The sequence below is a fragment of the Microbacterium sp. Se5.02b genome, assembly GCF_019464375.1.
GTDB lineage: Bacteria > Actinomycetota > Actinomycetes > Actinomycetales > Microbacteriaceae > Microbacterium.
In genome coordinates, this window is record NZ_CP080491.1 from 1,867,335 (window position 1) to 1,889,307 (window position 21,973).

A 21,973-nucleotide genomic window follows, 5' to 3' on the forward strand; every position below is an offset into this window, starting at 1 on the left:
GTACCGGTCAGCTCCCGGACCGCAGCGACATGCTCCGGAAGGTCGTGTTGCGCAACGGCAGGATCATGAGCGCCATCATCGCCCCGCCGAACAGGGCGAACGGCACCCAGAGCGCAGTGACCGACGCGAGCGCGCCGAAGCCGGCCATGGCCAGCGGCATCAGACAGTCGTCGCCGAGGCGGGTGAGTGAACCCATCCGTCCCAGGTAGGCGGTGTCGACGGTGGCGGAGAACGTCGCGCTCAGCAGCACGGATGCGTAGCCTGCGGTCGCCCCGATCGCGAATGCCGCCGCAGCGACCGTCCACGCGGGTCCGAAACCCGACGCCACGATGCCTGCGCCCTGAACGACCAGCGCCCAGAAGCCGGCGCGCGCCTCATGCAGGGGCCGCCACCTCGCGACCGAGACGGCACCGATCGCTGCGCCGAGTCCGAGCAGCGCTTCGAACAGACCGACCGCTTGCGCGCCCCACCCCTCGGCGTGCGCCCTCAGCGCGAGTCCGATCCCGACAGCGGGCCCGACGGCGAGGTTCAGGCCCGACAGTGCGATCACGAGTGTCCGGGTCGTCGGATTGGCGGCGAGGTGCGCGAATCCCCGACCGATGCCCCGCAGCGCGGACTCCTTCTCGGCGCGCGCGAGCCGGAATCTCGGGCGGAGCCAGATGGCGATGAAGGCGACGACGACGGTGAAGGTGAGCGCGTTCGCCGAGGCGCTTCCTGCCAGGCCCGCGTGGGCGACGATGACCCCGCCGATCGCTGCGCCGCACATCGTGCCGAGGCGGGAGGCGGTCTGGGCTGCGGCACCGTACGAGGCGAGATCCGCCGCCCGCACGAGCTGCCTGGCGATCGTCCCGGCCGAGGGCTCGTAGAACGCGTCGCACACCCCGAAGGCGACCGCTGCGCACAGCAGCAGTGCGACGGTGGGTGGCGCCGCGAGCACCCACGCCGTGACCGCGATCAGCACGCCGACGCGGAGCACGTTGAAGACCATCATGACCCGGCGGGCATCAGCGCGATCCGCGAGCACACCCCCGAAGAGCAGGATCACTGCACGCGGCACGGTCCCTGCGGCGACGATGAGGCCAGCGACGGCAGGGGAGGCGACCTGGATCGCGGTCCAGGTGAGCGCGATCGTCCAGATGGAGTCTCCGGCGTCCGAGAGCGCCTTGACGCCGATCCACGCATGCACCATCCGGTCGCGGGCGAACGGCGGCGGCGCGATCATCTCGACCGGGGCGTCGACCGAGGACATCACGGCTCCGTCGGGAAGGCGTGCGCGAAGACGAAGACGGGTGTCCGTGGCGTGCCGTCTCTGAGGTCGATGTCCTCCTGCCATTCGCGGATCGTGCCGAGGATCCGCGCCGACAGGTCTCGCAGCTCGTCCGGAGACGCCCAGGCTGTGGTCTCGGTGTTGGATCCGTCGTACTGCGCGTAGGCCGGATCGTTGCGGCGACGGTGCCAGCGTTGCAGTCGATCGATCTGCATCCGGATTCCCTGGCGCTGTGCCTCTCTCGCGAGCAGGGCGTCGGCAGGAGCATCGGCGTAGTCGTCGGTCGACCACGTGAGACCGCGGCGGGCGATGGTCCACCAGCTCGTGCGCTTGTCTCCCGACGGGTCGACGGCACGATCCACCAGACCGGCTCGCTCCAGCATCCGCAGATGATGGCTGATGCTGCCGACCTGGCTCTCGAGCGCACGCGCGATCGCCGTCACCTGGGATGTGTCGTAGAGCAGGAGGTAGTCATAGATGCGGCGGCGCAGCGGATGGTGCACGGCCGTGATCACAGAGATTTCTTCCACGGGAGACGACGCTATTCCCGGTGTCTCAAACTCACAAGGGTTCTTGTATACCCCGGAAATTCAACGAGAACGTGGGCGTATCGTCGCCTGCGACTCGTGCACCGGGCGGATCAGCCCTGGTCTGCGCTGGTGTCCTCAGCGGAGGCGCGTGCATTCCCGGCGTTCCGACGCGCGCGACGGAACAGCCACACGATCAGCACGACCACGGCGGCGATCGCAAGCCACGGGAGGATGAAGCCGAGGGCGATCACGAGCGCGTTCAACGACGCCACGAGACCGTTCCAGCCGGCGAGCAGACCGTCGGTGAAGCCTGCGGGGTCAGCGGTGGTCGCGGTGGCTTCGCGCGTCAACTGCACCTGCAACGACGACATGGCGACCTGATCCTGCAGCGACTCGAGCTGTTGTTCATAGGACTCGAGTTGCGCTTGCCGATCAGTCAGCGCGACCTCCGCTTCGATCAGCTCCGACACGCTTCCCGACTGCGCCATCAGCTCCGTCAAGCGCTCGACGGACGCCCGAGTAGAGTCGACGCGTGCCTGCAGGTCGATCGAGATCGCTGTCACATCTTGCTTCGACGTCGATGAGGACAGGACATCGCCCGTGTCGCGGAGCGCGGCGACCACCTCCGGAAGATCGGCGGACGGCACGCGGATGCTGATCCAGCCGTACGAGGAATCGGCCGGAGCCGGATTCGAGGTGCCGTCCACGGCGACCGACTTCCCGATCTCGGTGCTCTCGACATAGCCGCCGTGCTCTTCGGCGAGTGCGCCGATCGCGGAGGCGGCGTCGGGGATGCTCTTGACCTGCACAGTCGCCTGCGCCGTCGCGATGATCTCTCGATCGGCGTCGACGCTGCCGGCGATCGCCGAGTCCGACACGCTCCCGGGGAGGACCTCGGGAGCGGACTCGGCCGTCCCGCCGGACGACGAATCCATGCTGACGCCGCCCGGCATGCTCATCCCGTCGGCCGTGACGGATCCGCCGCCGCCGACAGCGCCGAGGATCGGGGGAGTCACGAGCACACCGATCACGAAGGCTGCAGCGATGCCCCCAGCGGTCAACCATCGCCGACGACGGGTGCGTGCACGCAGCGCTTCCGGTCGGATTCGGGGGCGCTCGGCGGCGATCTCCGCGAAGACCGCTGATTCGATGCGGGCGATCTTCTCCTCCGAGAGCTCCGGCAGGCTGTCGTCATCGATCTGGTCGTTCATGCGTCTCTCACTTCGTTCACGGCGCCGCGCAGCTGCGTGCGCACTCGGGAGAGACGGTTGCGAACGACGGCATGCGTGACTCCGAGCCGATCCGCCGCGGCCTGGTACGCGTACCCCTCGGTGGCGCAGAGGCGGAAGATCTCGCGATCCAGGTCGCTCAGAGTGCCCACCTCGGCGGCGATCCGTGCGGCGAGCGCGGACGTGATCACCTGCTCCTCCACGCTGATCGTGTCGGGGAGCGCCGTCTCGTCCACCGCCTCGGCGGTGTGTGCGTGATCACGGCGTCGCTGTCGAAGCCGATTCGCGGCCTGGAAGCGGCAGATCGTCGCCAGCCAGGGCAGGATCGACTCTCCGCGGAGCTCGAGGGCGGGGAGCTTGCGCCAGGCGACGACGAACGTCTCCTGCGTCACATCTTCCGCGTCCGGCGCCGACCCGAGTATTCCCTGTGCGATCCAGTACACGGGCCGCACGTGCGCGCGGTACAGCTCGCGAAAGGCGCTCTCGTCGCCGACCGCAGCCTGGGCGGCCCATCTCTGATCACTCGTCTGCGCGGGCATCCTGAATCCGTTCGGTGTCTCTCAAACGGGAAGTGTCGCTCGATGCCCCATCGTCTCAGATTCCGTGCGTCGGGCTCTGCGCGGCCTCGTGCGCCGCCTTCGCCGTGCTCTGCGACATCTTGTCGATCCAGGCGAGGGCGAGAGCGGACAGGATGAAGACGCAGTGGATGACGACCTGCCAGAGGACGCCGATCGGCGTGTACTTCTCCCCGTCCGTGCTGATGCCGCCCTCGCCCATTCCGCCGACCTCGATGAAGGTCTTGAGCAGGTGGATCGAGGAGATGCCGATGATCGCCATCGCGAGCTTGACCTTGAGCACATTGGCGTTCACGTGGGAGAGCCACTCCGGCTGATCCGGATGCCCTTCGGTGTCGATGCGCGACACGAAGGTCTCGTAGCCGCCGATGATCACCATGATCAGCAGGTTCGCGATCATGACGACGTCGATCAGTCCCAGCACGGTCAGCATGATCGTGGCTTCGTCGATGTGCGTGATATCGCCGAACACGTCTTCGGCGATCAGGTGCCACAACTCCACCATGAACACGACGACGTAGACCACCTGGGCGACGATGAGGCCGAGGTAGAGCGGGGCCTGCAGCCAACGGCTGACGAAGATGAGGGAGCCGATGGAACGGGCCCAGGGATTGCGGGGGGCTGCCTCGAGCGGTGCGATGCCGTGCTCGGGGTCGTGGAGGGAGGGGGTCGAAGTCACGCCGACCATTTCACCACGGCGCTACTGCTCGGTGCCACGGCTCCGGTAGCATTGCCCGGGCGAGAGGGAGTATCCCGGATACGCGCGTAACGTCATCACGAGCACCGTCATCGTTGCTCCGGGCGCGCGACGCACACCAGTGCGGGGGAGAGACTTTCGACTCATTCCCGACCCCTCCGCGAAAGGTGCAGTGCGCCCTTGGAAATCCCCGTCTGGTTCGAGATCACCTCGATGGTCGTCCTCACGATCATCCTGATCGCCGACCTGCTCCTGATCCGGCTTCGCCCGCACATCCCCTCGACGAAAGAATCCACGCTCTGGGTCGTGTTCTACGTGGGGCTCGCGCTGCTGTTCGCGGTGCTGCTGGGGAATGTCGGGGGGTGGCAGAACGCGGGCGACTTCATCACGGGGTGGGCGCTCGAATACAGTCTCTCGATCGACAACCTGTTCGTCTTCGTGCTGATCATGGCCCAGTTCGCGGTGCCGCGGCGCCTGCAGCAGCAGGTCCTCATGGTCGGCATCATCATCGCGCTCATCCTGCGCGGCCTCTTCATCCTCGCGGGCGTCGCGATCGTCGAGAACTTCTCGCCGATCTTCTACATCTTCGGGGCGTTCCTCATCTACACGGCCATCCGTCAGGCGATGCCGGACGGCGACCACGAGGGGGAGGTGCAGCGCGAGAACTTCATCGTGCGCCTGCTGCGTCGCCGGGTCGACATCAGCGAGACGTACGACGGATCCAAGATCCGCACCACGGTCGACGGCAAGCGCATGTGGACGCCCATGGTCATCGTCTTCATCACGATCGGCGTGACCGACCTGATCTTCGCGATCGACTCGATCCCCGCGATCTTCGAGATCACCACGAACGGCTTCCTGGTCTTCTCGGCCAACATCTTCGCCCTCATGGGTCTGCGGCAGCTGTACTTCCTCCTCGGAGACCTGCTCGACCGTCTGCGTTACCTGCACTACGGCATCGCCGTCATCCTCGGTTTCATCGGCATCAAGCTGATCCTGCACGCCCTGCACGTGAACGAGCTGCCGTTCATCAACGGCGGCCACCACGTCGAATGGGTGCCCGACATCAGCAACATGGTCTCGCTCGGCGTGATCCTGGCGTCGATGACGATCGCCACGGTCGCGAGCCTGATCGCGTCGTCGCGTGAGAAGCGGGCGAAGAAGAACGCCGTCGTCAGCGAATAGTCGCGCGGGGACCTGCGGGCGGGTCAGAACGCGCGCAGGTTCGCCTGCAGACCACCGTCTGCGTAGTGCCGCCGCAGGATCCCGCGGCGGCGCAGGATCGGCACGAGTTCGTCGAGGGTGCGGTGCAGGGTGACCGGGTGGAAGTCGCCCCACAGCAGCACTCCGTCGTTGCCCCATTCGCCCAGCTCTTCGATCAGATCGGCGAACTCGTCCGCGGTGCCGACGAACCCGGTGCGGTCGGAGATCCGGCCGGCACGTGCCAGCGCGGTGAGGTGGGCACGCAGCGGAGCCTGGTCGTCGCGGTCGCCGACCAGGCGTTGGATGCTCCCTCGCGAGACGTGCGCTCCGAAGATCGAGAGGTCGAGGGGCTTGTCCAGGTCGAGCAGGGTCAGATCGGTCTCGAGGTCGCTGGACTGCTTCCGGGCGATCTGCACGAGTGCTGTGTCATCGGGATGCGCCGACGCGGCGACGATGCGGTCGGCTTCCTCACTCGACGAGGTGATGACGGGCTGGATCGCGAAGAGGATCTTGACGTCTTCCGGGCGGCGCCCCTTCGCGATCGCCGCGTCGTGCACCTTGGCGCGGTAGTCGCGCACGGACCTCTCGTGCAACGGGGCGAGTGCGAGCTGGACGTCGGAGTTCGCGCCCGCGAAGCCCAGTCCGCGACCCGAACCCCCAGGGGAGACGATCGCCGGGTCGCCGTCCGTGAACGGCACCGCGTTCAGCGGGCCGTCGAAGGAGAAGTACTCGCCGCGGTGCTCGACGGCCCGCAACCGGGTGCCGTCGGCGAACACGTCGGTCTCCCGATCGGCGATGAGGGCTCCGTCGTCCCAGCTGCGCCAGAGCGCGCGGATGCCGGCGAGCCATTCCTCCGCACGGTCGTATGCCTCGTCGTGCCCGAGCTGAGGTGCGTCGGAGAAGTGGCGGGCGCTCCCCGTGTCCGTCACGACGTTCAGCCCGAGGCGATGTCCGCTGAGGTGCTGAAGCGCCGCGAACTGACGAGCGGCCGTGTAGGGGAGGTACGCGGCCGGGTTCACCGTCGGAACGACGCCCAGGTGCTGCGTCGCCTGGAACAGGTACGGGGCGAGCAGGAGCGGATCGTGCTTCGGTCCGCCGAACGCATGTCGCACGCGCAGGTCGATCGTGGACGGCGACCCCAGCGACGGCGCGTCCTCGATGATCACGAGATCGAAACCGGCCTGCTCGAGTGTGCGCGCAGCGTCCTGGTACACGTCGGGGCGGGTCCAGTCGTAGTCCCAGTCGAGGGACGGATAGCCCCAGCCCTGCGGTCCGAAGCCGCGCGCGAGGAACCATCCGAAGTGCTGGGGCCGGCTCATGCCACCGTCTCCCGCACGGCCTGGAGCACCTGGGCGAGGTCGGAGATGAGGTCGTCGACGTCTTCGATGCCGATCGACAGTCGCAGCGTCCCCGGGCGCACGCCGAGCACCGCGCGCTCCTCCTCCGTGCGCTGGGCATGACTGGTCGTCCCCGGATGCAGCACCAGGGAGCGCACGTCCCCGATGTGGGTCATGTGGGTGAACACCCGGACGTTCTCGACCAGGTGCCGTGCGGCAGGCAGACCGCCGCGGAGGGTGAAGGTGAAGATGGAGCCGTAGCCGCCGTCGAGGTATCGCGTACCGGTCCGGTGGTCGGGGTGCGAGGGCAGGCCGACGTAGTCGACGCTCTCGACGGCCGCGTGCTCTTCCAGCCACCGGGCGATCCGGAGGGCGTTCCGGGACTGCCGCTCGACACGCAGTCCGAGGGTCTCGACCCCCTGGCCGATCAGGAAGGCGTTGAGCGGCGAAGGAGAGGCGCCGAATCGCGGGGCCACCGATTCGCGGGCGTACCCGATCCGTGCACGCCCTCCGTGGCGCGCGAACACGCTCGGGGTATCGCCCCGGCCCGGCAGTACGAGGTGGGGCGCGTTGTGGCCGGCGTGGTCGGCATCGAAGCGTCCGTCGTCGACGATCACTCCGCCGAGCACGGACCCGTGTCCGGCGAGGAACTTCGACGCGGAGTGGACGACGATCGCTGCGCCGTGTTCGAGCGGACGCAGCAGCGCCGGTGTGGCGAGGGTGTTGTCGACGATCAGCGGGATGGCGTACTCGTCGGCGATGTCGCTGATGGCCCGAACGTCGAGCACATCGTTGCGTGCGTTGGCGAGGGACTCGGCGAACAGTGCCCTGGTATTCGGGCGGATCGCCGCACGCCAAGCCTCCGGGTCTGCGATGTCGTCGACGAAACTGGTCTCGATGTCGAGACGGGCGAGGTTGTCGAGGAAGAGTCCGCGCGTGCCTTCGTAGATGTGCGTGGACGACACGATGTGATCGCCGGCGCCCGCGACCGTGAGCAGGGCGGTGGCGACCGCGGCCTGTCCGCTCGCGACCAGCACGGCGTCGGCGCCCGACTCGAGAGAGGCGAGCTGGCGTTCCACGGCGCGGACGGTGGGGTTCCCCGTGCGGGTGTAGCCGAACCCGGTTCCGGTGCTGAAGTGATCGGCGGCGTGATCGAAGTCGTCGAACTCGAAGCCCGCCGTCAGGTAGATCGGCGTCGCACGAGATGACGCCGTCTCGCGACTGCGCGCCGCGTGGACCGCACGGGTGGCGAAGCGGGCGGTGTCGACGGTCATGCGGTGCCTCTCGGTCGTTCGGTGCTCAACAGAGTGTCATGTCGGGTCGGAGCACGTCCGCGCGGTGGTAATCTGACGTCATGCGGACCGTGCTCCTTCTTCTTAGCGGCCGCGGCGAGACCTCGATCTAGAGCCCCTCCTCGTCGCGGAGTCCATCGTGGGCCGAACCGCCAGCCACAGGAGACACGCAATGACCACCCCCGCACATGGTGCCGATTCCGCACGCCGCAGGACGCTCGCCGAGAAGGTCTGGGACGACCACCTCGTCGTCAAGGGCGAGAACGGCGAACCCGACCTCATCTACATCGACCTGCACCTCGTGCACGAGGTCACCAGCCCGCAGGCCTTCGACGGTCTGCGCAGCGAGGGGCGGCCGCTGCGCCGCCTCGATCTGACGATCGCGACGGAAGACCACAACACCCCGACGTGGGAGATCGACAAGCCGATCGCGGACCTGACCAGCCGCACGCAGATCGAGACCCTCCGCCGCAACGCCGCCGAGTTCGGGGTGCGCCTGCACTCGCTGGGCGACGCGGAGCAGGGCATCGTGCACGTCGTCGGACCCCAGCTCGGACTGACCATGCCCGGCATCACGGTCGTGTGCGGCGATTCGCACACCTCCACCCACGGTGCGTTCGGTGCGATGGCGTTCGGCATCGGCACGAGCGAGGTCGAGCACGTCATGGCCACCCAGACGCTGCCGCTCAAGCCCTTCAAGACGATGGCGATCAACGTCGAGGGCACGCTGCGGCCCGGCGTCACGGCGAAGGACATCATCCTCGCCGTGATCGCGAAGATCGGCACCGGAGGCGGCCAGGGCTACGTGCTCGAGTACCGCGGCAGTGCCATCCGCGCGCTCTCGATGGAGGGCCGCATGACGATCTGCAACATGTCGATCGAGGCGGGAGCCCGTGCCGGCATGGTCGCGCCCGACGAGACGACGTTCGCGTACCTCGAGGGCCGTCCGCACGCGCCGAGGGGTCAGGACTGGGACGATGCGGTCGCCTACTGGCGCACGCTGCCGACCGACGACGGCGCCACGTTCGACGCCGAGGTCTTCATCGACGCCGACGAGCTGGAGCCGTTCGTCACCTGGGGCACGAACCCCGGTCAGGGCACCTCGCTGTCGTCCGCGGTGCCGAACCCGGCCGAGATCGCCGACCCGAACGAGCGCGCCGCCGCCGAGCGTGCACTGGAGTACATGGACCTCACGCCGGGCACGCCTCTCAAGGAGGTGCCGGTCGATGCCGTGTTCATGGGCTCGTGCACGAACAGCCGCATCGAGGACCTCCGTGCGTTCGCGTCGATCATCCAGGGCAAGAAGAAGGCCGATGGCGTTCGCGTCATGGTCGTCCCGGGCTCGGCGAGGGTTCGGCTGGAGGCCGAGGCGGAGGGGTTGGACCAGGTCATCAAGGACTTCGGTGCGGAGTGGCGGTTCGCCGGCTGCTCGATGTGTCTGGGGATGAACCCCGACCAGCTCGCCCCGGGGAGCGCTGCGCCTCGACGTCGAACCGCAACTTCGAGGGCCGTCAGGGCAAGGGCGGTCGCACGCACCTCGTCTCGCCGCTCGTCGCCGCGGCGACCGCGATCCGTGGCACGCTGTCCAGCCCGAGCGACCTGACGGAAGGGTTCTGAATCATGGAGAAGTTCACCACGCACACCGGTATCGCCGCACCGCTGAAGCGCTCGAACGTCGACACCGACCAGATCATCCCCGCTGTCTTCCTGAAGCGCGTCACCAAGACAGGTTTCGAGGATGCGCTGTTCCACGGTTGGCGGCAGGACCCCGAGTTCGTCCTCAATCAGGCACCTTTCCAGGGTGCCTCCGTGCTTCTCGCCGGGCCTGATTTCGGCACGGGATCGAGCCGTGAACACGCCGTCTGGGCGCTCCGGGACTTCGGCTTCAAGGTCGTTCTCAGCCCTCGCTTCGCGGACATCTTCCGAGGCAACTCCGGCAAGCAGGGTCTGCTCGCCGCGACGATCTCGGAAGAGGATCTCGAGCGGTTCTGGGCCGAGATCGACAAGAGTCCCGGCGTTCAGATGACGGTCGACCTCGAGGCGCGCAGCGCGTCGATCGGCGACATCCAGGCCGAGATCGGGATCGACGATTACACTAGATGGCGGCTCCTCGAAGGGCTCGATGACATCGGGCTCACGCTGCGCAACGAAGACAAGATCGCGCAGTTCGAGGCCCGTCGCGAGTCGTGGCGGCCCCGAACCCTTCCCGTCCAGTAGACGGTGGGGGCGGGGGAGCCCAGGGGCAACCCGCCCCCGAAATCCGTGAACGAAGTGAGGCTCCGAATGACGACACCTGTGCGCGACGCTCTCCCGGACGGAGTCCCTGCACTCACCGGAGACGTCCTCGCCATTCGAGGCGGGCGTCCGCTTCGCGGTCGCGTCGACGTCAAGGGTGCGAAGAACCTGGCGACCAAGGCCATGGTCGCCTCGCTCCTGGGCGAGACCGTGAGCACCCTGCGCGATGTGCCGGCGATCAGCGATGTCGCCGTCGTGCGCTCGTTGCTCGAGGTGCACGGAGTGCGCGTCAGCGAGGGCGATGAGCCCGGTTCGCTCGTGTTCGACCCGAGCGATGTCGAGTCCGCGCATTTCGAGGAGATCGACGCGCATGCCGGGGCCTCCCGCATCCCGATCCTCTTCTGCGGACCGCTGCTGCATCGCCTCGGCCAGGCGTTCATCCCCGACCTCGGTGGATGCCGCATCGGCGACCGCCCCATCGACTTCCACCTCGACGCGCTGCGCAAGTTCGGGGCCATCGTCGAGAAGCTCCCGAGCGGCATCCGTCTCTCGACGGGAGGCAACCGTCTGCACGGTGCGAACATCCACCTGCCGTACCCGAGCGTCGGTGCGACCGAGCAGGTGCTGCTCACGGCTGTCCGCGCCGAGGGCGTCACGGAGCTGCGCAACGCCGCCATCGAGCCGGAGATCATGGACCTGATCGCCGTGCTGCAGAAGATGGGCGCCATCATCTCGTACGAGCCCAACCGGGTCATCGTGATCGAGGGTGTCGAGAAGCTGCGCGGCTACGACCACCGCTCGATCTTCGACCGCAACGAGGCAGCGTCCTGGGCATCCGCCGCACTCGCGACGGATGGCGAGATCTTCGTCGGCGGCGCCAAGCAGCAGGAGATGCTGACGTTCCTCAACGTCTTCCGCAAGGCCGGCGGCTGGTTCGACATCCAGGAAGACGGCATCCTGTTCCGTCGCGACGGTGAGATCAAGCCCGTCGTGATCGAGACCGACGTGCATCCGGGGTTCATGACCGACTGGCAGCAGCCGCTCGTCGTCGCCCTGACGCAGGCGCACGGCCGCTCCGTCGTGCACGAGACCGTGTACGAGAACCGGATGGGCTTCACGGAGGCTCTCGTCAAGATGGGCGCCGACATCGTCGTTCACCCTCGGGGACTGCAGGATGGCCCCCGGCGCGTTCCGCGTCGTGACCTCGAGCAGGCCGCGGTGATCACCGGCCCGACACCGCTGCACGGCGCCGACATCGTGGTGCCCGACCTCCGTGGCGGATACAGCCACATCATCGCGGCGCTGACCGCCACCGGCGAGTCGAAGGTGTCGGGCGTCGACATCCTCAGCCGCGGCTACGAGAAGTTCCTCGCCAAGCTCGACGCGCTCGGCGCCGACTTCGACGTCATCCGGTGACCCGGGTGGCGAGGCGGTCTGCGGAGACGACGCGGCCGAGCGTGTTCTGGCCGCTCGCGGCTCTGGTGATCCCGCCGGTCGCGTTGATCGCGAAGATCCGGGTGCGCGGCGCGGAGAAGCTCCCTCAGGAGGGTGCTTTCATCCTCGCGCCGAACCACTACTCGGAGTTCGATCCTCTCGTCGTGGCGGTGGCGGTCTGGCGGATCGGCCGTGCCCCCCGATTCATGGCAAAGGAGAGCCTGTTCAAGGTTCCCGTCCTCGGATGGTTCCTTCACCGCACCGGCATGATCCCGGTGGCCCGCACCTCGTCGGCCGCCTCCGCACGCCAGACGATGGTGCAGTCGCAGGAGCTTGTGGAGCACGGACGCGGCGTGATCGTGTACCCCGAGGGCACGCTCACGCGTGATCCTGACCTGTGGCCGATGCGCGGCAAGTCCGGAGCGGTCCGCCTGGCCCTGGCCGACGGCATCCCGCTGATCCCGATGGCGCAGTGGGGCACGCAGGCCATCATGGGTCGCTACCAGAAGGGACTCAGCCTGTGGCCGCTGCGCAAACCCGTCCAGGTGCTCGTGGGCGACCCCGTGGACGTCTCGGACCTGCGCGGGCGCGCCGGAGAGCCCGCGGCGCTCACTGAGGCGACCAGTCGTCTCATGAACGCGATCACCGCGCTTCTCGAGGAACTGCGTGACGAGAAGGCTCCCGCCGAACGGTGGAACCCCGCGAGCCATGGCCAGAAGGAGACCGGACGCCTTGACTCCTAAGAGAACCGTTCCCGCCGGACCGCGGGTCACGGTCATCGGCGCGGGGAGCTGGGGGACGACCTTCGGCAAGATCCTCGCCGACGGCGGCGCGCAGGTGACGATGTGGGCTCGTCGTGCCGAACTGGCGCAGGAGATCAATGAGGCCAAGCGCAACTCGCGCTACCTGCCGGGGATCAACCTGCCGCGGACCATGGCCGCAACCCATGAGCTCGCCACCTCGCTCGACGGCGTCGACCAGGTGTACCTCTCCGTGCCGAGCCAATCGCTGCGCGAGAATCTGAAGGCGTTGCGACCGCTGCTCGCCGACAGCGACGCGAAGATCATCAGCCTCATGAAGGGCGTCGAGCGCGGCACCGGATTGCGCATGAGTCAGGTGATCCAGCAGGAACTGCGGTGTGACCCCGATCGCATCGCTGTGGCATCCGGGCCGAACCTCGCGCTGGAGATCGCTCGCGAGCAGCCGACCGCCGCCGTGATCTCCTCGCGCAGCCAGGAGACCGCCGAGATCGTCGCGAGAGCGGCCCGCAACGGCTACTTCCGCACGTTCGTGAACACCGACGTGATCGGCACCGAGTTCGGCGGCGTGCTCAAGAACCTGATCGCCGTCGCGATCGGCATCGTCGACGGCGTCGGTTACGGAGAGAACACGAAAGCGTCGATCATCACGCGCGGACTCGTCGAGATGACGGACTTCGCCGTGGCGAACGGCGCACACCCTGAGACCCTGCAGGGTCTCGCCGGCCTCGGCGACCTGATCGCGACCTGCCAGTCGCCCCTGAGCCGCAACAACACGGCCGGACGCCTGCTGGGCCAGGGATACAGCTTCCAGGATGTCGTGAAGCAGATGCAGCAGACTGCGGAGGGCCTGGCGTCCGTCGCACCGATCCTGCAGCTCGCGCGCGAGGCCGAGGTCGACATGCCCATCGTCGAGCAGGTCAAGATGGTGCTCGACGGCAAGATGGATCCGCGCGACATCGCACCCCACCTGACGACGGACGACGACACCCCGCAGGGTGAGAGGACCAACCATGGACAAGCAGACGGTGGTGGTGCTCTTCGGCGGGCGCTCCAGCGAGCATTCGATCAGTTCCGCAACGGCGGGGGGCGTGCTGGGAGCGATTGATCGCGACCGCTACGCCGTGATCCCCGTGGGGATCACCCGTGAGGGCGCTTTCGTCCTGGAAGACGACGATCCTGCGAAGTTCCCGCTCGACGCCGCCCACCTGCCCGAGGTCGTCGACAACGGCACGCGCGTGCGGTGGCCGGAGCCGGGCGGCGACCGTACCCTCCGTGTCGTGCACCCCGATGGAAGGACCGAGGGTCTCGGCACGGTCGACGTCGTGCTGCCTCTGCTGCACGGCCTGCACGGTGAGGACGGAGCGATCCAGGGCTTCTTCGAGGTGATCGACATGCCGTACGCGGGCTGCGGCATCCTCGACTCGGCGGTCTCGCTCGACAAGCACTTCACGAAGGTCGCCCTCACTGCGGCGGGCATCTCGGTGTCTCCGGGGATCATGGTGCGTCGCGCGGAGTGGCACGCCGACTCCGAGGCCATCCGCGCGCGCGTGGAGAACCTCGGCCCCGTGGTGTTCGTGAAGCCGGCGAGTGCGGGTTCGAGCGTCGGCGTCTCTCGGGTCGACCACGGCGAGGGGCTGGATGCGGCGTTCGAGATCGCCTTCGCGGAGGACGAGAAGGTCTTGGTCGAGTCCCGCGTCGAGGGCCGCGAGATCGAGGTCGGAGTTCTCGCCGGACGCGATGGCGAGCGCGCGCGGGCCTCTCTGCCAGGCGAGGTCGTACTGACAACGCGTGATTTCTACGACTTCGAGGGCAAGTACCTGGGTGGTGACGGCGTCGAAATCGTCTGCCCGGCCGATGTCGACGATGAGCTCATCGGCGCGCTGCGCGACACGGCTGTCCGCGTGTTCGAAGCCGTCGACGGAAAGGGGCTCGCGCGGGTCGATTTCTTCGTCACCCCTGCGGGCGACCTCGTCGTCAACGAGCTGAACACGATGCCCGGCTTCACCCCCATTTCGATGTTCCCTAAGTGCTGGGTCGCCTCCGGTCTGAGCTACGGCGATCTCATCACCGAGCTCATCGAAACCGGTCTCAGCCGCTGATCGGGGTCCCCGCGGGTCAGCTCGCGGGGAACTCCACGCGGTCCGTGCACTTCGCCGTCGCGGGCGCGAGGCCGGACTGGATGCTGGTGGAGAGCGAGTCCACGATCGACTGGAAGTCGATCTGCTCGCCGCGTCGGATGTTCACCTCGACCGCGGGGTCGCGGCCGTAGGTGACGAGCCGCTGACGTTCCTTCTCCTGTTCGAGCACGAGCCAGTCGACGCCGCCCAGGGTGGTGCACACGAGGGCGGACGGAGCCGGCGGCTCGACTCCGCAGCGCAGCGCGATGGTGGTGGGCTCACCCCACGCGCCGGTGGCCTGGGCATCCGTCCACACGCGGTCAAAGCCCGCCACGTTGTCCGGGAGCAAGACGGAGACGGAGGCGCAGGCGGGGTTGTCCGCATCGTCGGCGGGCTCGAGGTGCACGGTCGTCGAGCATCCGGCGAGGGCTGCGGAGAGGATCACCGCGCCTGCGAGGGCAGCGAGGCGACGGGAACGAGGCATGCTTCCAGGCTACCTTTGACAGCATGCTCTCCCGACCCGACGACGATGATCCGCGCCTGGGCGATGTATCCGAGGGGCGGATCCTCCAGGCGATCCTGAGTCGCACCTCGCGGGCGGCGCACGCCCTCATCGGTCCCGGAGACGATGCGGCCGTGCTCGCGACGCCGTCGGGGTCGGTGGTGGCGACGACGGACACGCTGGTGCACGGCCCGGACTTCCGGCTCGCGTGGTCCACCGGCTACGACCTCGGATGGAAGGCCGCAGCCGTGAACCTCGCAGACGTCGCTGCCATGGGCGCGCGTCCGACGGCGCTGCTGGTGGCACTCGCCGTGCCGCGCGATCTCCGACTCTCCTTCGTGGAGCGGCTCGCCGACGGCTTCCGGGAGGCCTGTGACGCTCTGGCGCCTGGGTGCGCGGTCATCGGCGGTGATCTCACCGTGTCCGATGTGCTGACGATCGCGGTCACGGCGCTCGGCGACCTCGAGGGGCGTGCTCCGGTCACCCGGTCGGGTGCGCGTCCGGGCGATGTCGTGGCGGTCGCGGGTGAGCTCGGTCTCGCGGCGCACGGGCTCGCGGTCCTGTTCGGGCGGTTCCGCGACGGTGACGTTCCGGTCCCCGTCGATGTCACGACATTGGCACCGGGGAGAGTGCGGCGCTGTCCGCACAGCTGCGGCCCTCTCCTCCGATCGGTCTCGGCGCGGTGGCTGCGATGGCCGGAGCGACCGCGATGATGGATATCTCTGACGGGCTCGCGCTCGATGCGCGGCGGATGGCGGCGGCATCCGAAGTCACGATCGCCCTCGACGGAGCGGTTCTGGGGGCCACGCCCGATCGTGCCCTGGCCGGCGGCGAGGATCATGCTCTGCTCGCGACGTTCGCTGAGGACGCGCTGCCGCCGGGGTTCCGCATGATCGGACGCGTGCGGCCTCGGGAGGAACACGACCTGCTCTGCGACGGCCGGCCGGTGGACGTCAGCGGCTGGGATCCCTACCGGGACTGGGACGCGGTCGGCGGCTGATCCTCGGCGGGTCGATCCGTTCGGCCGTCTTCGGCGGGCTCGGCCCACCATAGGGCGGTGTCGCCGTAGGTCTTCTCCCGGAACTGCTCCAGTCCCGCCGAGGCGAAGTCGGGGACTGTCGACCGTCGAGCTCGTTCGACGACGACGACGCCGTCCGCGGAGAGAAGCGGGGCGAGCGCGACGAGATCCGCGGTCATCGCCGCGTCGTCGAGATCGTAGGGCGGGTCGGTGAAGACGAGGTCGAACGGCCCCGATGCTCTCAGCAGGAAGGCGTGGACCGCGGTCTCGTGCACGCGCCCGGCCGGCAGGGCTCCGGCCTTCGCGACGACCGCGGCATTGCGTCGGACGACGGCTGCGGCCTGGCGCCCTCGCTCGACCAAGTCGACGCTCTTCGCCCCGCGGCTCAGGGCCTCGAGCCCGAGTGCCCCCGACCCGGCGTACAGGTCGAGCACTCTGGCTCCGGCGATCGCGCTCAGCGACTCGAGTGCGCCGAAGAGCGATTCGCGCACGCGGTCGCTCGTCGGTCGGGTGCCGGCACCGGGGACCTCGAGTCGTGCGCCCCGTGCGGCTCCTGCGATGATCCTCGTCACCCGTTCACGATACGACAGGACGGATGTCCGAGGTGTCGGTCCCTGTCCCTAGACTCGGAACATGTCGCTCACGCTCGATTCCTCGTTGGAGGACGCGCTCGGTGCGGCGTCCGCGAAGACGCTCGGGCGGGCATTCGGCATGCAGAGCGTCGGCGATCTGCTCTCCCATTACCCTCGCCGTTACGCCGATCCGGGCGAGCTCACGCCGATCAGGGATCTGCCGTTGGGTGAGACGGTGACCATCGTCGCCGAGGTGCTGTCGTCGAGCTTCCGTCGGATGCGCAACCGACCGGGTGCGATGGTCGACGTCGTGATCGGCGACGGCATCGGGCGCATGTCCCTGACCTTCTTCGCAAAGAACGTCGGCGCGGCGGAGTGGCGCTCGAAAGATCTGACGGTGGGCCGTCGCGGGGTGTTCTCCGGCAAGGTCGGCGAGTTCAACGGCGTCACGCAGTTCGCTCATCCGGAGTACGAGCTCTTCGACGACGAAGACGCGGCGCGGCGCAGTGCGGATGCGCGTGCGGCGGTGCCGATCCCGATCTACCCGGCCACGTCGACCATCCAGACCTGGCAGATCGCTCGGCTCATCGGACGAGTGCTCGACGACCTCGTCGAGGTTCCCGATCCATTGACGGGCGAGATCAGAGAACGGGACGAGCTGCTCACGGCGGGAGCGGCGCTCGAGTTGATCCACCGACCTCGCACCCGCAACGACATCGACCCTGCAGTGCGGACGTTGCGTATGCACGAGGCACTCACGCTGCAGACGGCTCTGCTCCAACAGCGTGATGCGGTTCGCGCGCTCTCCGCGACCTCGCGCCCTGCCGGGGCCGGTGGGCTCCTCGAGCGTTTCGACGCGGCGATGCCGTACACGCTCACGCCCGACCAGGAGACGGTGGGCGGCCAGATCGCCGAGGACCTCATCGGCGCGTGGCCGATGAACCGCCTGGTCCAGGGAGAAGTCGGGTCGGGCAAGACGCTCGTCGCGCTGCGCGCGATGCTGCAGGTCGCCGAGAGCGGCGGTCAGTCGGCGTTGATCGCTCCCACCGAGGTGCTGGCGGGGCAGCATCTGCGTTCGATCGCGAAGATGCTCGGCCCCGAGTTGGCGCCCCTGCTCATGCCGACGTTGCTCACGGGGCAGATGCCTGCTGCCGAGCGGCGCAAGGCTGCGCTGCGGGTCGCATCCGGTCAGGCGCTCATCGTCGTCGGCACCCACGCGCTGCTGGGGAGAAGACGACGTTCGCAGACCTCGGCCTGGTCGTCGTCGACGAGCAGCATCGGTTCGGTGTCGAGCAACGTGAGGCGCTGCGGGCGAAGGGCTCCAGTCCGCATGCGCTGGTGCTCACGGCGACGCCGATCCCACGGACGGTGGCGATGACCGTGTTCGGCGATCTCGACACCTCGGTCATCCGTACGATGCCGGCCGGCCGCGCGGGGATCGAGTCCTTCGTCGCACCTCTTGCGGAACACCCGGGATGGTTCAACCGTGTCTGGGAGCGTGCGGCCGAAGAGATCGCGAAGGGGCGGCAGGTCTTCGCGGTGTGCGCCGCCATCGACACGACGAAGAAGACGGCGGAGGCGGGGGAGCAGGCCGCGCTCGCGCCCGAGGGGGCAATGGCCCCCGCTGGGGGGTGGTGCAGCTCGACGAGGCATTGGCGACGCATCCCACTCTGGGAGGTGTCCGCCGCGCGGTGCTGCATGGGCGCATGCCGTCAGAGGAGAAGGACGCCGTCATGCAGGCTTTCGCGCGCGGCGACATCGACCTCCTTCTGGCGACGACGGTGATCGAAGTCGGCGTCGATGTCCCGAACGCCTCCACGATGATCGTGCTGGATGCGGATCGCTTCGGGGTCTCGCAGCTGCATCAGCTCCGCGGCAGAGTGGGGCGTGGCGGTGTCCCCGGTCTCTGCCTGCTCGTCACGGAGGCGGAGTCGGGTTCGCTCGCCCGCGACCGTGTCGACGCCGTCGCCGCGACACTCGACGGATTCGCCCTCGCCGAGGTCGACCTCGAACTGCGGGGAGAGGGCGATGTCCTGGGCGCTGCGCAAGCGGGCGTCCGCTCATCGTTGAAGCTCCTCCGGGTCGTGAAAGACGCGGGACTCATCACGCGGGCCCGCGAGATCGCCGAGACGATCCTGGCGCGCGACCCCGCGCTCGACGAGCACGCGGGCCTGCGTGAGGCCATCGCCCGCAGGGTGAGCGACGACGATCGGGCAGCTCTGGCGAAGAACTGACCCGTTCCTCGTGTGCCCTAGGCTGGTCGCATGAGCAGCAGGATCGCCGTCGTCCCGGGTTCCTTCGATCCGCCCACCCTGGGTCACCTCGATGTGATCCGCCGTGCGGCGGCCCTGTACGACGAGCTGCACGTGCTGGTCGTGCACAACCCGGGCAAAGAGGCCATGCTGCCGATCGCGCAGCGGTTGTCGCTCCTGGAGCGGTCGATCGCCGACGACGGCATGGCAGGGGAGATCGTGATCGGTTCCTGGAGCATGGGTCTGCTGGTCGACTACGCGCGCGATGTGGGTGCTGGCGTGCTCGTGAAAGGCATCCGGTCGCAGATCGATGTCGCCTACGAATCCCCGATGGCGATCGTCAACCGGCACCTCGCCGGCATCGAGACGGTGTTCCTCCTGCCCGATCCTTCGCACGCCATGGTCTCGAGCTCGCTCGTTCGCCAGGTCGCGTCCCTCGGCGGTGATGTGACGCCCTTCGTCCCGCCTGCCGTCGCGGACTTCCTCGACACCGGTGGTCGCGGTATCTGAGCCGGTTCCCTGAGTGTGCGGTCAGAGCGACCGTGGGTGCCGGCCGGTAGCATGGAACGGTGCGCTCTCGAATGAACGGTCCTTTCGTGCTCCCCGTCCGTGACATCGTCCGCCGACCGGGGGAGATGCGCGAACACGAGTTCTCCGTCGCCCTCAAAGAATCCTGGGGCGAGGGCATCGTCACGTTCGAAGCCGGTTCCGACATGGACCTGGATGTCCGTCTGGAGTCCGTCCACGAAGGCATCCTGGTGTCGGGAACAGCCGATGCGGAGTACGTCGGCGTGTGCGGCAGATGCCTGATCGACATCGCTCGGCCCGTCGAAGTCGAGTTCCAGGAGCTTTTCGCGTATCCTGGTGAGGAAGAAACTGACTTCGAGGTTCAAGACGACCACGTGGATCTTGAAACTCTGGTCAGGGATGCGGCTGTACTGGCCCTTCCTTTTCAGCCGGTGTGTCAGCCGGATTGCCCGGGTCTCGACCCGAAAACGGGTGAACGGCTGACCGTGAGCACCGGAACGGAGCAAGCCGCTCCCATCGATCCTCGGTGGAGTGCGCTCCAGAACATCACAGACCAAGACGGCACGGAAGAATCTCGTGCCGCCGAGAAAGAAGAGAGCTAGTCATGGCTGGTAACCCCCCGAAGCGCAAGGTTTCCCGTTCGAACACCCGCTCGCGCCGCGCGCAGTGGAAGGCGGCTCCGGTCGCCCTCGTGAAGACCATCGAGAACGGTCAGGTCGTCTACAGCCGCCCTCACCAGGCGAAGGTCGTCACCGACTCCCAGGGCACCGAGCTCTTCCTCGAGTACAAGGGCCGCAAGGTCGCCGACGTCTGAGTCGCGTACTGTGACGGAGGTCCCCGGGGGGACGAGACCTCTCCCAGAGAAGCTCCGCGTCGACATCGACGCGGAGCTTCTGGAGTTGGCTCTGACTCACCGGTCCTACGCGTACGAGCACGGCGGCATCCCGCACAACGAGCGCCTCGAGTTCCTCGGCGACTCCGTGCTCGGACAGGCCGTCACCGTGATGCTCTTCACGACGCATCCCGACCTCGACGAGGGGGAACTGGCGAAACGGCGCGCGAGTGTCGTGTCGACGGTCGCCCTCGCCGAGGTGGCCAGGGGTATCGATCTCGGCAGCCACCTGCTGCTCGGACGCGGTGAGGAGCAGACCGGCGGCCGTGACAAGGATTCGATCCTCGCCGACACGATGGAAGCCGTGATCGGCGCCACGTACCTCTCCGCCGGACCCGACGCGGCGACCGACCTCGTACTGCGATTGACGAAGCCCCTGCTCGCGGACCCGGAGCGCTACGGCGCGGCGATGGATCCGAAGACGAGCTTGCAGGAACTCGCTGCGCGAGTCGGCTCCACACCGCCCGAGTATTCCGTGGAGGCGAGCGGTCCCGACCACGACCGCCGGTTCACGGCGACCGTGGTGGTCGGAGATGTGCGCATGACGGGCACGGGCAGCAGCAAGAAGACCGCGGAGATGGCGGCGGCACTCAGCGCCTGGCGCACTCTCAGCGACCGTGCCTGAGCTCCCCGAGGTCGAGGTCGTCCGGGCCGGTCTGGCGCCGGCTGTCGTCGGATCGACGATCACGGCGGTCAGCGTGTTCGACGAGCGCGCGCTCACACGCCACGCCGCGGGGGCGGCGGACTTCGTCTCCCGGCTGGAAGGCCGTTCCTTCGCGGCGGCATCCCGTCGCGGGAAGTTCCTCTGGCTTCCGCTCGACGACGCGGAGTCGGCCCTGATCGCGCACCTCGGGATGAGCGGCCAGATGCTTCTGCGGGCCCCGGGCGCGGAGGCGGAGCGGCACGAGCGCGTGCGTATCGGGATCGAACATCCCAGCCACGGCGAACTCGCCGTCGTCTTCGCAGACCAGCGGACGTTCGGCTCTCTCGCGGTCGACGCCCTGGTCGAGGACGGGGACTCCCTCGTGCCGAGCCAGGTGCGTCATATCGCGCGGGATCCGTTGGACGACGCCTTCGACGATCGTGCCTTCCTGGCCTCTCTGTCGCGCCGCCGGAGTGCGATCAAGAGGGTGCTCCTCGACCAGGGCCTCGTGAGCGGGATCGGGAACATCTACGCCGACGAGTCGCTGTGGGCGGCGCGCATCCATCCGGAGACCTCCGCCGACAAGCTCTCGACCGTCTCTGCGAGCAGAGTGCTCGCAGAGGTCCGACTCGTTCTCACCAAGGCGCTGGCGGAGGGCGGCACCAGCTTCGACGCCCAGTATGTCAACGTCAACGGGCAGGCCGGCTACTTCGCGCACTCCCTGAACGCCTACGGTCGTGGCGGACAGCCGTGCCCGCGCTGCGGAACGCCGATCACGCGTGTCGCCTTCATGAACCGGTCGTCGCACTTCTGCCCGAGGTGCCAGCGGCGGCGCTGACCGTCGCACACCCTGCCACGCAGACCTGGCTCGCGACGGCGGACGAGTCCG

Annotated in this window: 22 protein-coding genes and 2 pseudogenes; 15 read left to right on the forward strand and 9 right to left on the reverse strand. The window is 68.1% G+C overall.

The window, feature by feature from the left end; all coding sequences use genetic code 11:
- Positions 1-7 precede the first annotated feature (7 nt).
- From K1X59_RS09230 to K1X59_RS09250, 5 genes are all read right to left on the reverse strand, one after another.
- Positions 8-1,249 carry an MFS transporter gene (locus tag K1X59_RS09230; protein ID WP_183152574.1) on the reverse strand — a complete coding sequence of 414 codons (1,242 nt, stop codon included), beginning with the start codon at positions 1,247-1,249 and terminating at the stop codon, positions 8-10.
- Positions 1,249-1,797: a helix-turn-helix domain-containing protein gene (locus K1X59_RS09235; RefSeq protein WP_183152575.1), complete on the reverse strand. Its 549-nt coding sequence runs from the start codon at positions 1,795-1,797 to the stop codon at positions 1,249-1,251. Before K1X59_RS09235 ends, K1X59_RS09230 begins: the two co-directional genes overlap by 1 nt.
- Positions 1,798-1,907: 110 nt before the next feature.
- Complete coding sequence (locus tag K1X59_RS09240; RefSeq protein WP_183152576.1) at positions 1,908-3,008, reverse strand: DUF4349 domain-containing protein; 1,101 nt, start codon at positions 3,006-3,008, stop codon at positions 1,908-1,910.
- Positions 3,005-3,565 (reverse strand): RNA polymerase sigma factor, encoded by a 561-nt coding sequence (locus K1X59_RS09245; protein ID WP_183152577.1) that lies wholly within the window; start codon positions 3,563-3,565, stop codon positions 3,005-3,007. Before K1X59_RS09245 ends, K1X59_RS09240 begins: the two co-directional genes overlap by 4 nt.
- Before the next feature lie 55 nt (positions 3,566-3,620).
- Positions 3,621-4,280: a TIGR00645 family protein gene (locus K1X59_RS09250; RefSeq protein ID WP_244632557.1), complete on the reverse strand. Its 660-nt coding sequence runs from the start codon at positions 4,278-4,280 to the stop codon at positions 3,621-3,623.
- A gap of 198 nt (positions 4,281-4,478) precedes the next feature.
- Here K1X59_RS09250 and K1X59_RS09255 point away from each other — a divergent pair, with 198 nt between their 5' ends.
- The gene (locus tag K1X59_RS09255) at positions 4,479-5,483 is read left to right on the forward strand and encodes a TerC/Alx family metal homeostasis membrane protein (RefSeq protein WP_183152579.1); all 1,005 of its coding nucleotides are present in this window, start codon (positions 4,479-4,481) and stop codon (positions 5,481-5,483) included.
- Between the two features lie 23 nt (positions 5,484-5,506).
- On the opposite strand, the gene K1X59_RS09260 is transcribed toward K1X59_RS09255, so the two are convergent.
- Together K1X59_RS09260 and K1X59_RS09265 are read right to left on the reverse strand one after the other, a co-directional pair.
- Complete coding sequence (locus tag K1X59_RS09260) at positions 5,507-6,820, reverse strand: LLM class flavin-dependent oxidoreductase (protein WP_220174161.1); 1,314 nt, start codon at positions 6,818-6,820, stop codon at positions 5,507-5,509.
- Positions 6,817-8,112 (reverse strand): O-acetylhomoserine aminocarboxypropyltransferase/cysteine synthase family protein, encoded by a 1,296-nt coding sequence (locus tag K1X59_RS09265; RefSeq protein ID WP_183152580.1) that lies wholly within the window; start codon positions 8,110-8,112, stop codon positions 6,817-6,819. The genes K1X59_RS09260 and K1X59_RS09265 overlap by 4 nt, the downstream gene beginning before the upstream one ends.
- Positions 8,113-8,302: 190 nt before the next feature.
- Between K1X59_RS09265 and leuC the strand changes: the two are divergent.
- From leuC to K1X59_RS09295, 6 genes and pseudogenes are all read left to right on the forward strand, one after another.
- Positions 8,303-9,747 (forward strand): annotated as a pseudogene (gene leuC, locus K1X59_RS09270) (3-isopropylmalate dehydratase large subunit).
- 3 nt (positions 9,748-9,750) lie between these two features.
- Positions 9,751-10,347 (forward strand): 3-isopropylmalate dehydratase small subunit, encoded by a 597-nt coding sequence (gene leuD, locus K1X59_RS09275; RefSeq protein WP_183152581.1) that lies wholly within the window; start codon positions 9,751-9,753, stop codon positions 10,345-10,347.
- A gap of 66 nt (positions 10,348-10,413) precedes the next feature.
- Positions 10,414-11,781, forward strand: a complete 1,368-nt coding sequence (gene murA / locus K1X59_RS09280) for a UDP-N-acetylglucosamine 1-carboxyvinyltransferase (RefSeq protein WP_183152582.1) — start codon at positions 10,414-10,416, stop codon at positions 11,779-11,781.
- Positions 11,778-12,542 (forward strand): 1-acyl-sn-glycerol-3-phosphate acyltransferase, encoded by a 765-nt coding sequence (locus tag K1X59_RS09285; protein ID WP_183152583.1) that lies wholly within the window; start codon positions 11,778-11,780, stop codon positions 12,540-12,542. Before murA ends, K1X59_RS09285 begins: the two co-directional genes overlap by 4 nt.
- Positions 12,508-13,665, forward strand: a complete 1,158-nt coding sequence (locus tag K1X59_RS09290) for an NAD(P)H-dependent glycerol-3-phosphate dehydrogenase (RefSeq protein WP_183152584.1) — start codon at positions 12,508-12,510, stop codon at positions 13,663-13,665. The genes K1X59_RS09285 and K1X59_RS09290 overlap by 35 nt, the downstream gene beginning before the upstream one ends.
- Positions 13,571-14,659, forward strand: a complete 1,089-nt coding sequence (locus tag K1X59_RS09295; protein WP_183152585.1) for a D-alanine--D-alanine ligase family protein — start codon at positions 13,571-13,573, stop codon at positions 14,657-14,659. Before K1X59_RS09290 ends, K1X59_RS09295 begins: the two co-directional genes overlap by 95 nt.
- 16 nt (positions 14,660-14,675) lie before the next feature.
- Here K1X59_RS09295 and K1X59_RS09300 read toward each other — a convergent pair whose 3' ends face one another.
- Entirely contained in the window at positions 14,676-15,161 is a 486-nt protein-coding gene (locus K1X59_RS09300; protein ID WP_183152586.1) for a DUF3515 family protein, read from the reverse strand.
- Between the two features lie 23 nt (positions 15,162-15,184).
- On the opposite strand from K1X59_RS09300, the gene K1X59_RS09305 reads away from it, so the two are divergent.
- The gene (locus tag K1X59_RS09305; RefSeq protein WP_309491650.1) at positions 15,185-15,892 is read left to right on the forward strand and encodes an AIR synthase related protein; all 708 of its coding nucleotides are present in this window, start codon (positions 15,185-15,187) and stop codon (positions 15,890-15,892) included.
- Entirely contained in the window at positions 15,889-16,179 is a 291-nt protein-coding gene (locus K1X59_RS22410) for a hypothetical protein (RefSeq protein ID WP_309491651.1), read from the forward strand. Before K1X59_RS09305 ends, K1X59_RS22410 begins: the two co-directional genes overlap by 4 nt.
- Here the strand turns inward: K1X59_RS22410 and rsmD are convergent.
- On the reverse strand, positions 16,149-16,769 hold the full coding sequence (gene rsmD, locus K1X59_RS09310; RefSeq protein ID WP_183152587.1) for a 16S rRNA (guanine(966)-N(2))-methyltransferase RsmD: 621 nt from the start codon (positions 16,767-16,769) through the stop codon (positions 16,149-16,151). The genes K1X59_RS22410 and rsmD overlap by 31 nt on opposite strands.
- A gap of 61 nt (positions 16,770-16,830) precedes the next feature.
- Between rsmD and K1X59_RS09315 the strand changes: the two are divergent.
- From K1X59_RS09315 to mutM, 6 genes and pseudogenes are all read left to right on the forward strand, one after another.
- Positions 16,831-19,003: pseudogene (locus tag K1X59_RS09315) on the forward strand (ATP-dependent DNA helicase RecG).
- 30 nt (positions 19,004-19,033) lie between these two features.
- On the forward strand, positions 19,034-19,531 hold the full coding sequence (coaD, locus tag K1X59_RS09320) for a pantetheine-phosphate adenylyltransferase (RefSeq protein WP_183152589.1): 498 nt from the start codon (positions 19,034-19,036) through the stop codon (positions 19,529-19,531).
- A gap of 71 nt (positions 19,532-19,602) precedes the next feature.
- Positions 19,603-20,151 carry a DUF177 domain-containing protein gene (locus tag K1X59_RS09325; protein ID WP_183152794.1) on the forward strand — a complete coding sequence of 183 codons (549 nt, stop codon included), beginning with the start codon at positions 19,603-19,605 and terminating at the stop codon, positions 20,149-20,151.
- A 2-nt stretch (positions 20,152-20,153) separates the two neighbouring features.
- Positions 20,154-20,363: a 50S ribosomal protein L32 gene (rpmF, locus tag K1X59_RS09330; RefSeq protein WP_017830754.1), complete on the forward strand. Its 210-nt coding sequence runs from the start codon at positions 20,154-20,156 to the stop codon at positions 20,361-20,363.
- Positions 20,364-20,373: 10 nt separating this feature from the next.
- The gene (gene rnc, locus K1X59_RS09335; protein ID WP_183152590.1) at positions 20,374-21,066 is read left to right on the forward strand and encodes a ribonuclease III; all 693 of its coding nucleotides are present in this window, start codon (positions 20,374-20,376) and stop codon (positions 21,064-21,066) included.
- On the forward strand, positions 21,059-21,922 hold the full coding sequence (gene mutM, locus K1X59_RS09340; RefSeq protein WP_183152591.1) for a bifunctional DNA-formamidopyrimidine glycosylase/DNA-(apurinic or apyrimidinic site) lyase: 864 nt from the start codon (positions 21,059-21,061) through the stop codon (positions 21,920-21,922). Before rnc ends, mutM begins: the two co-directional genes overlap by 8 nt.
- Positions 21,923-21,973 lie beyond the last annotated feature (51 nt).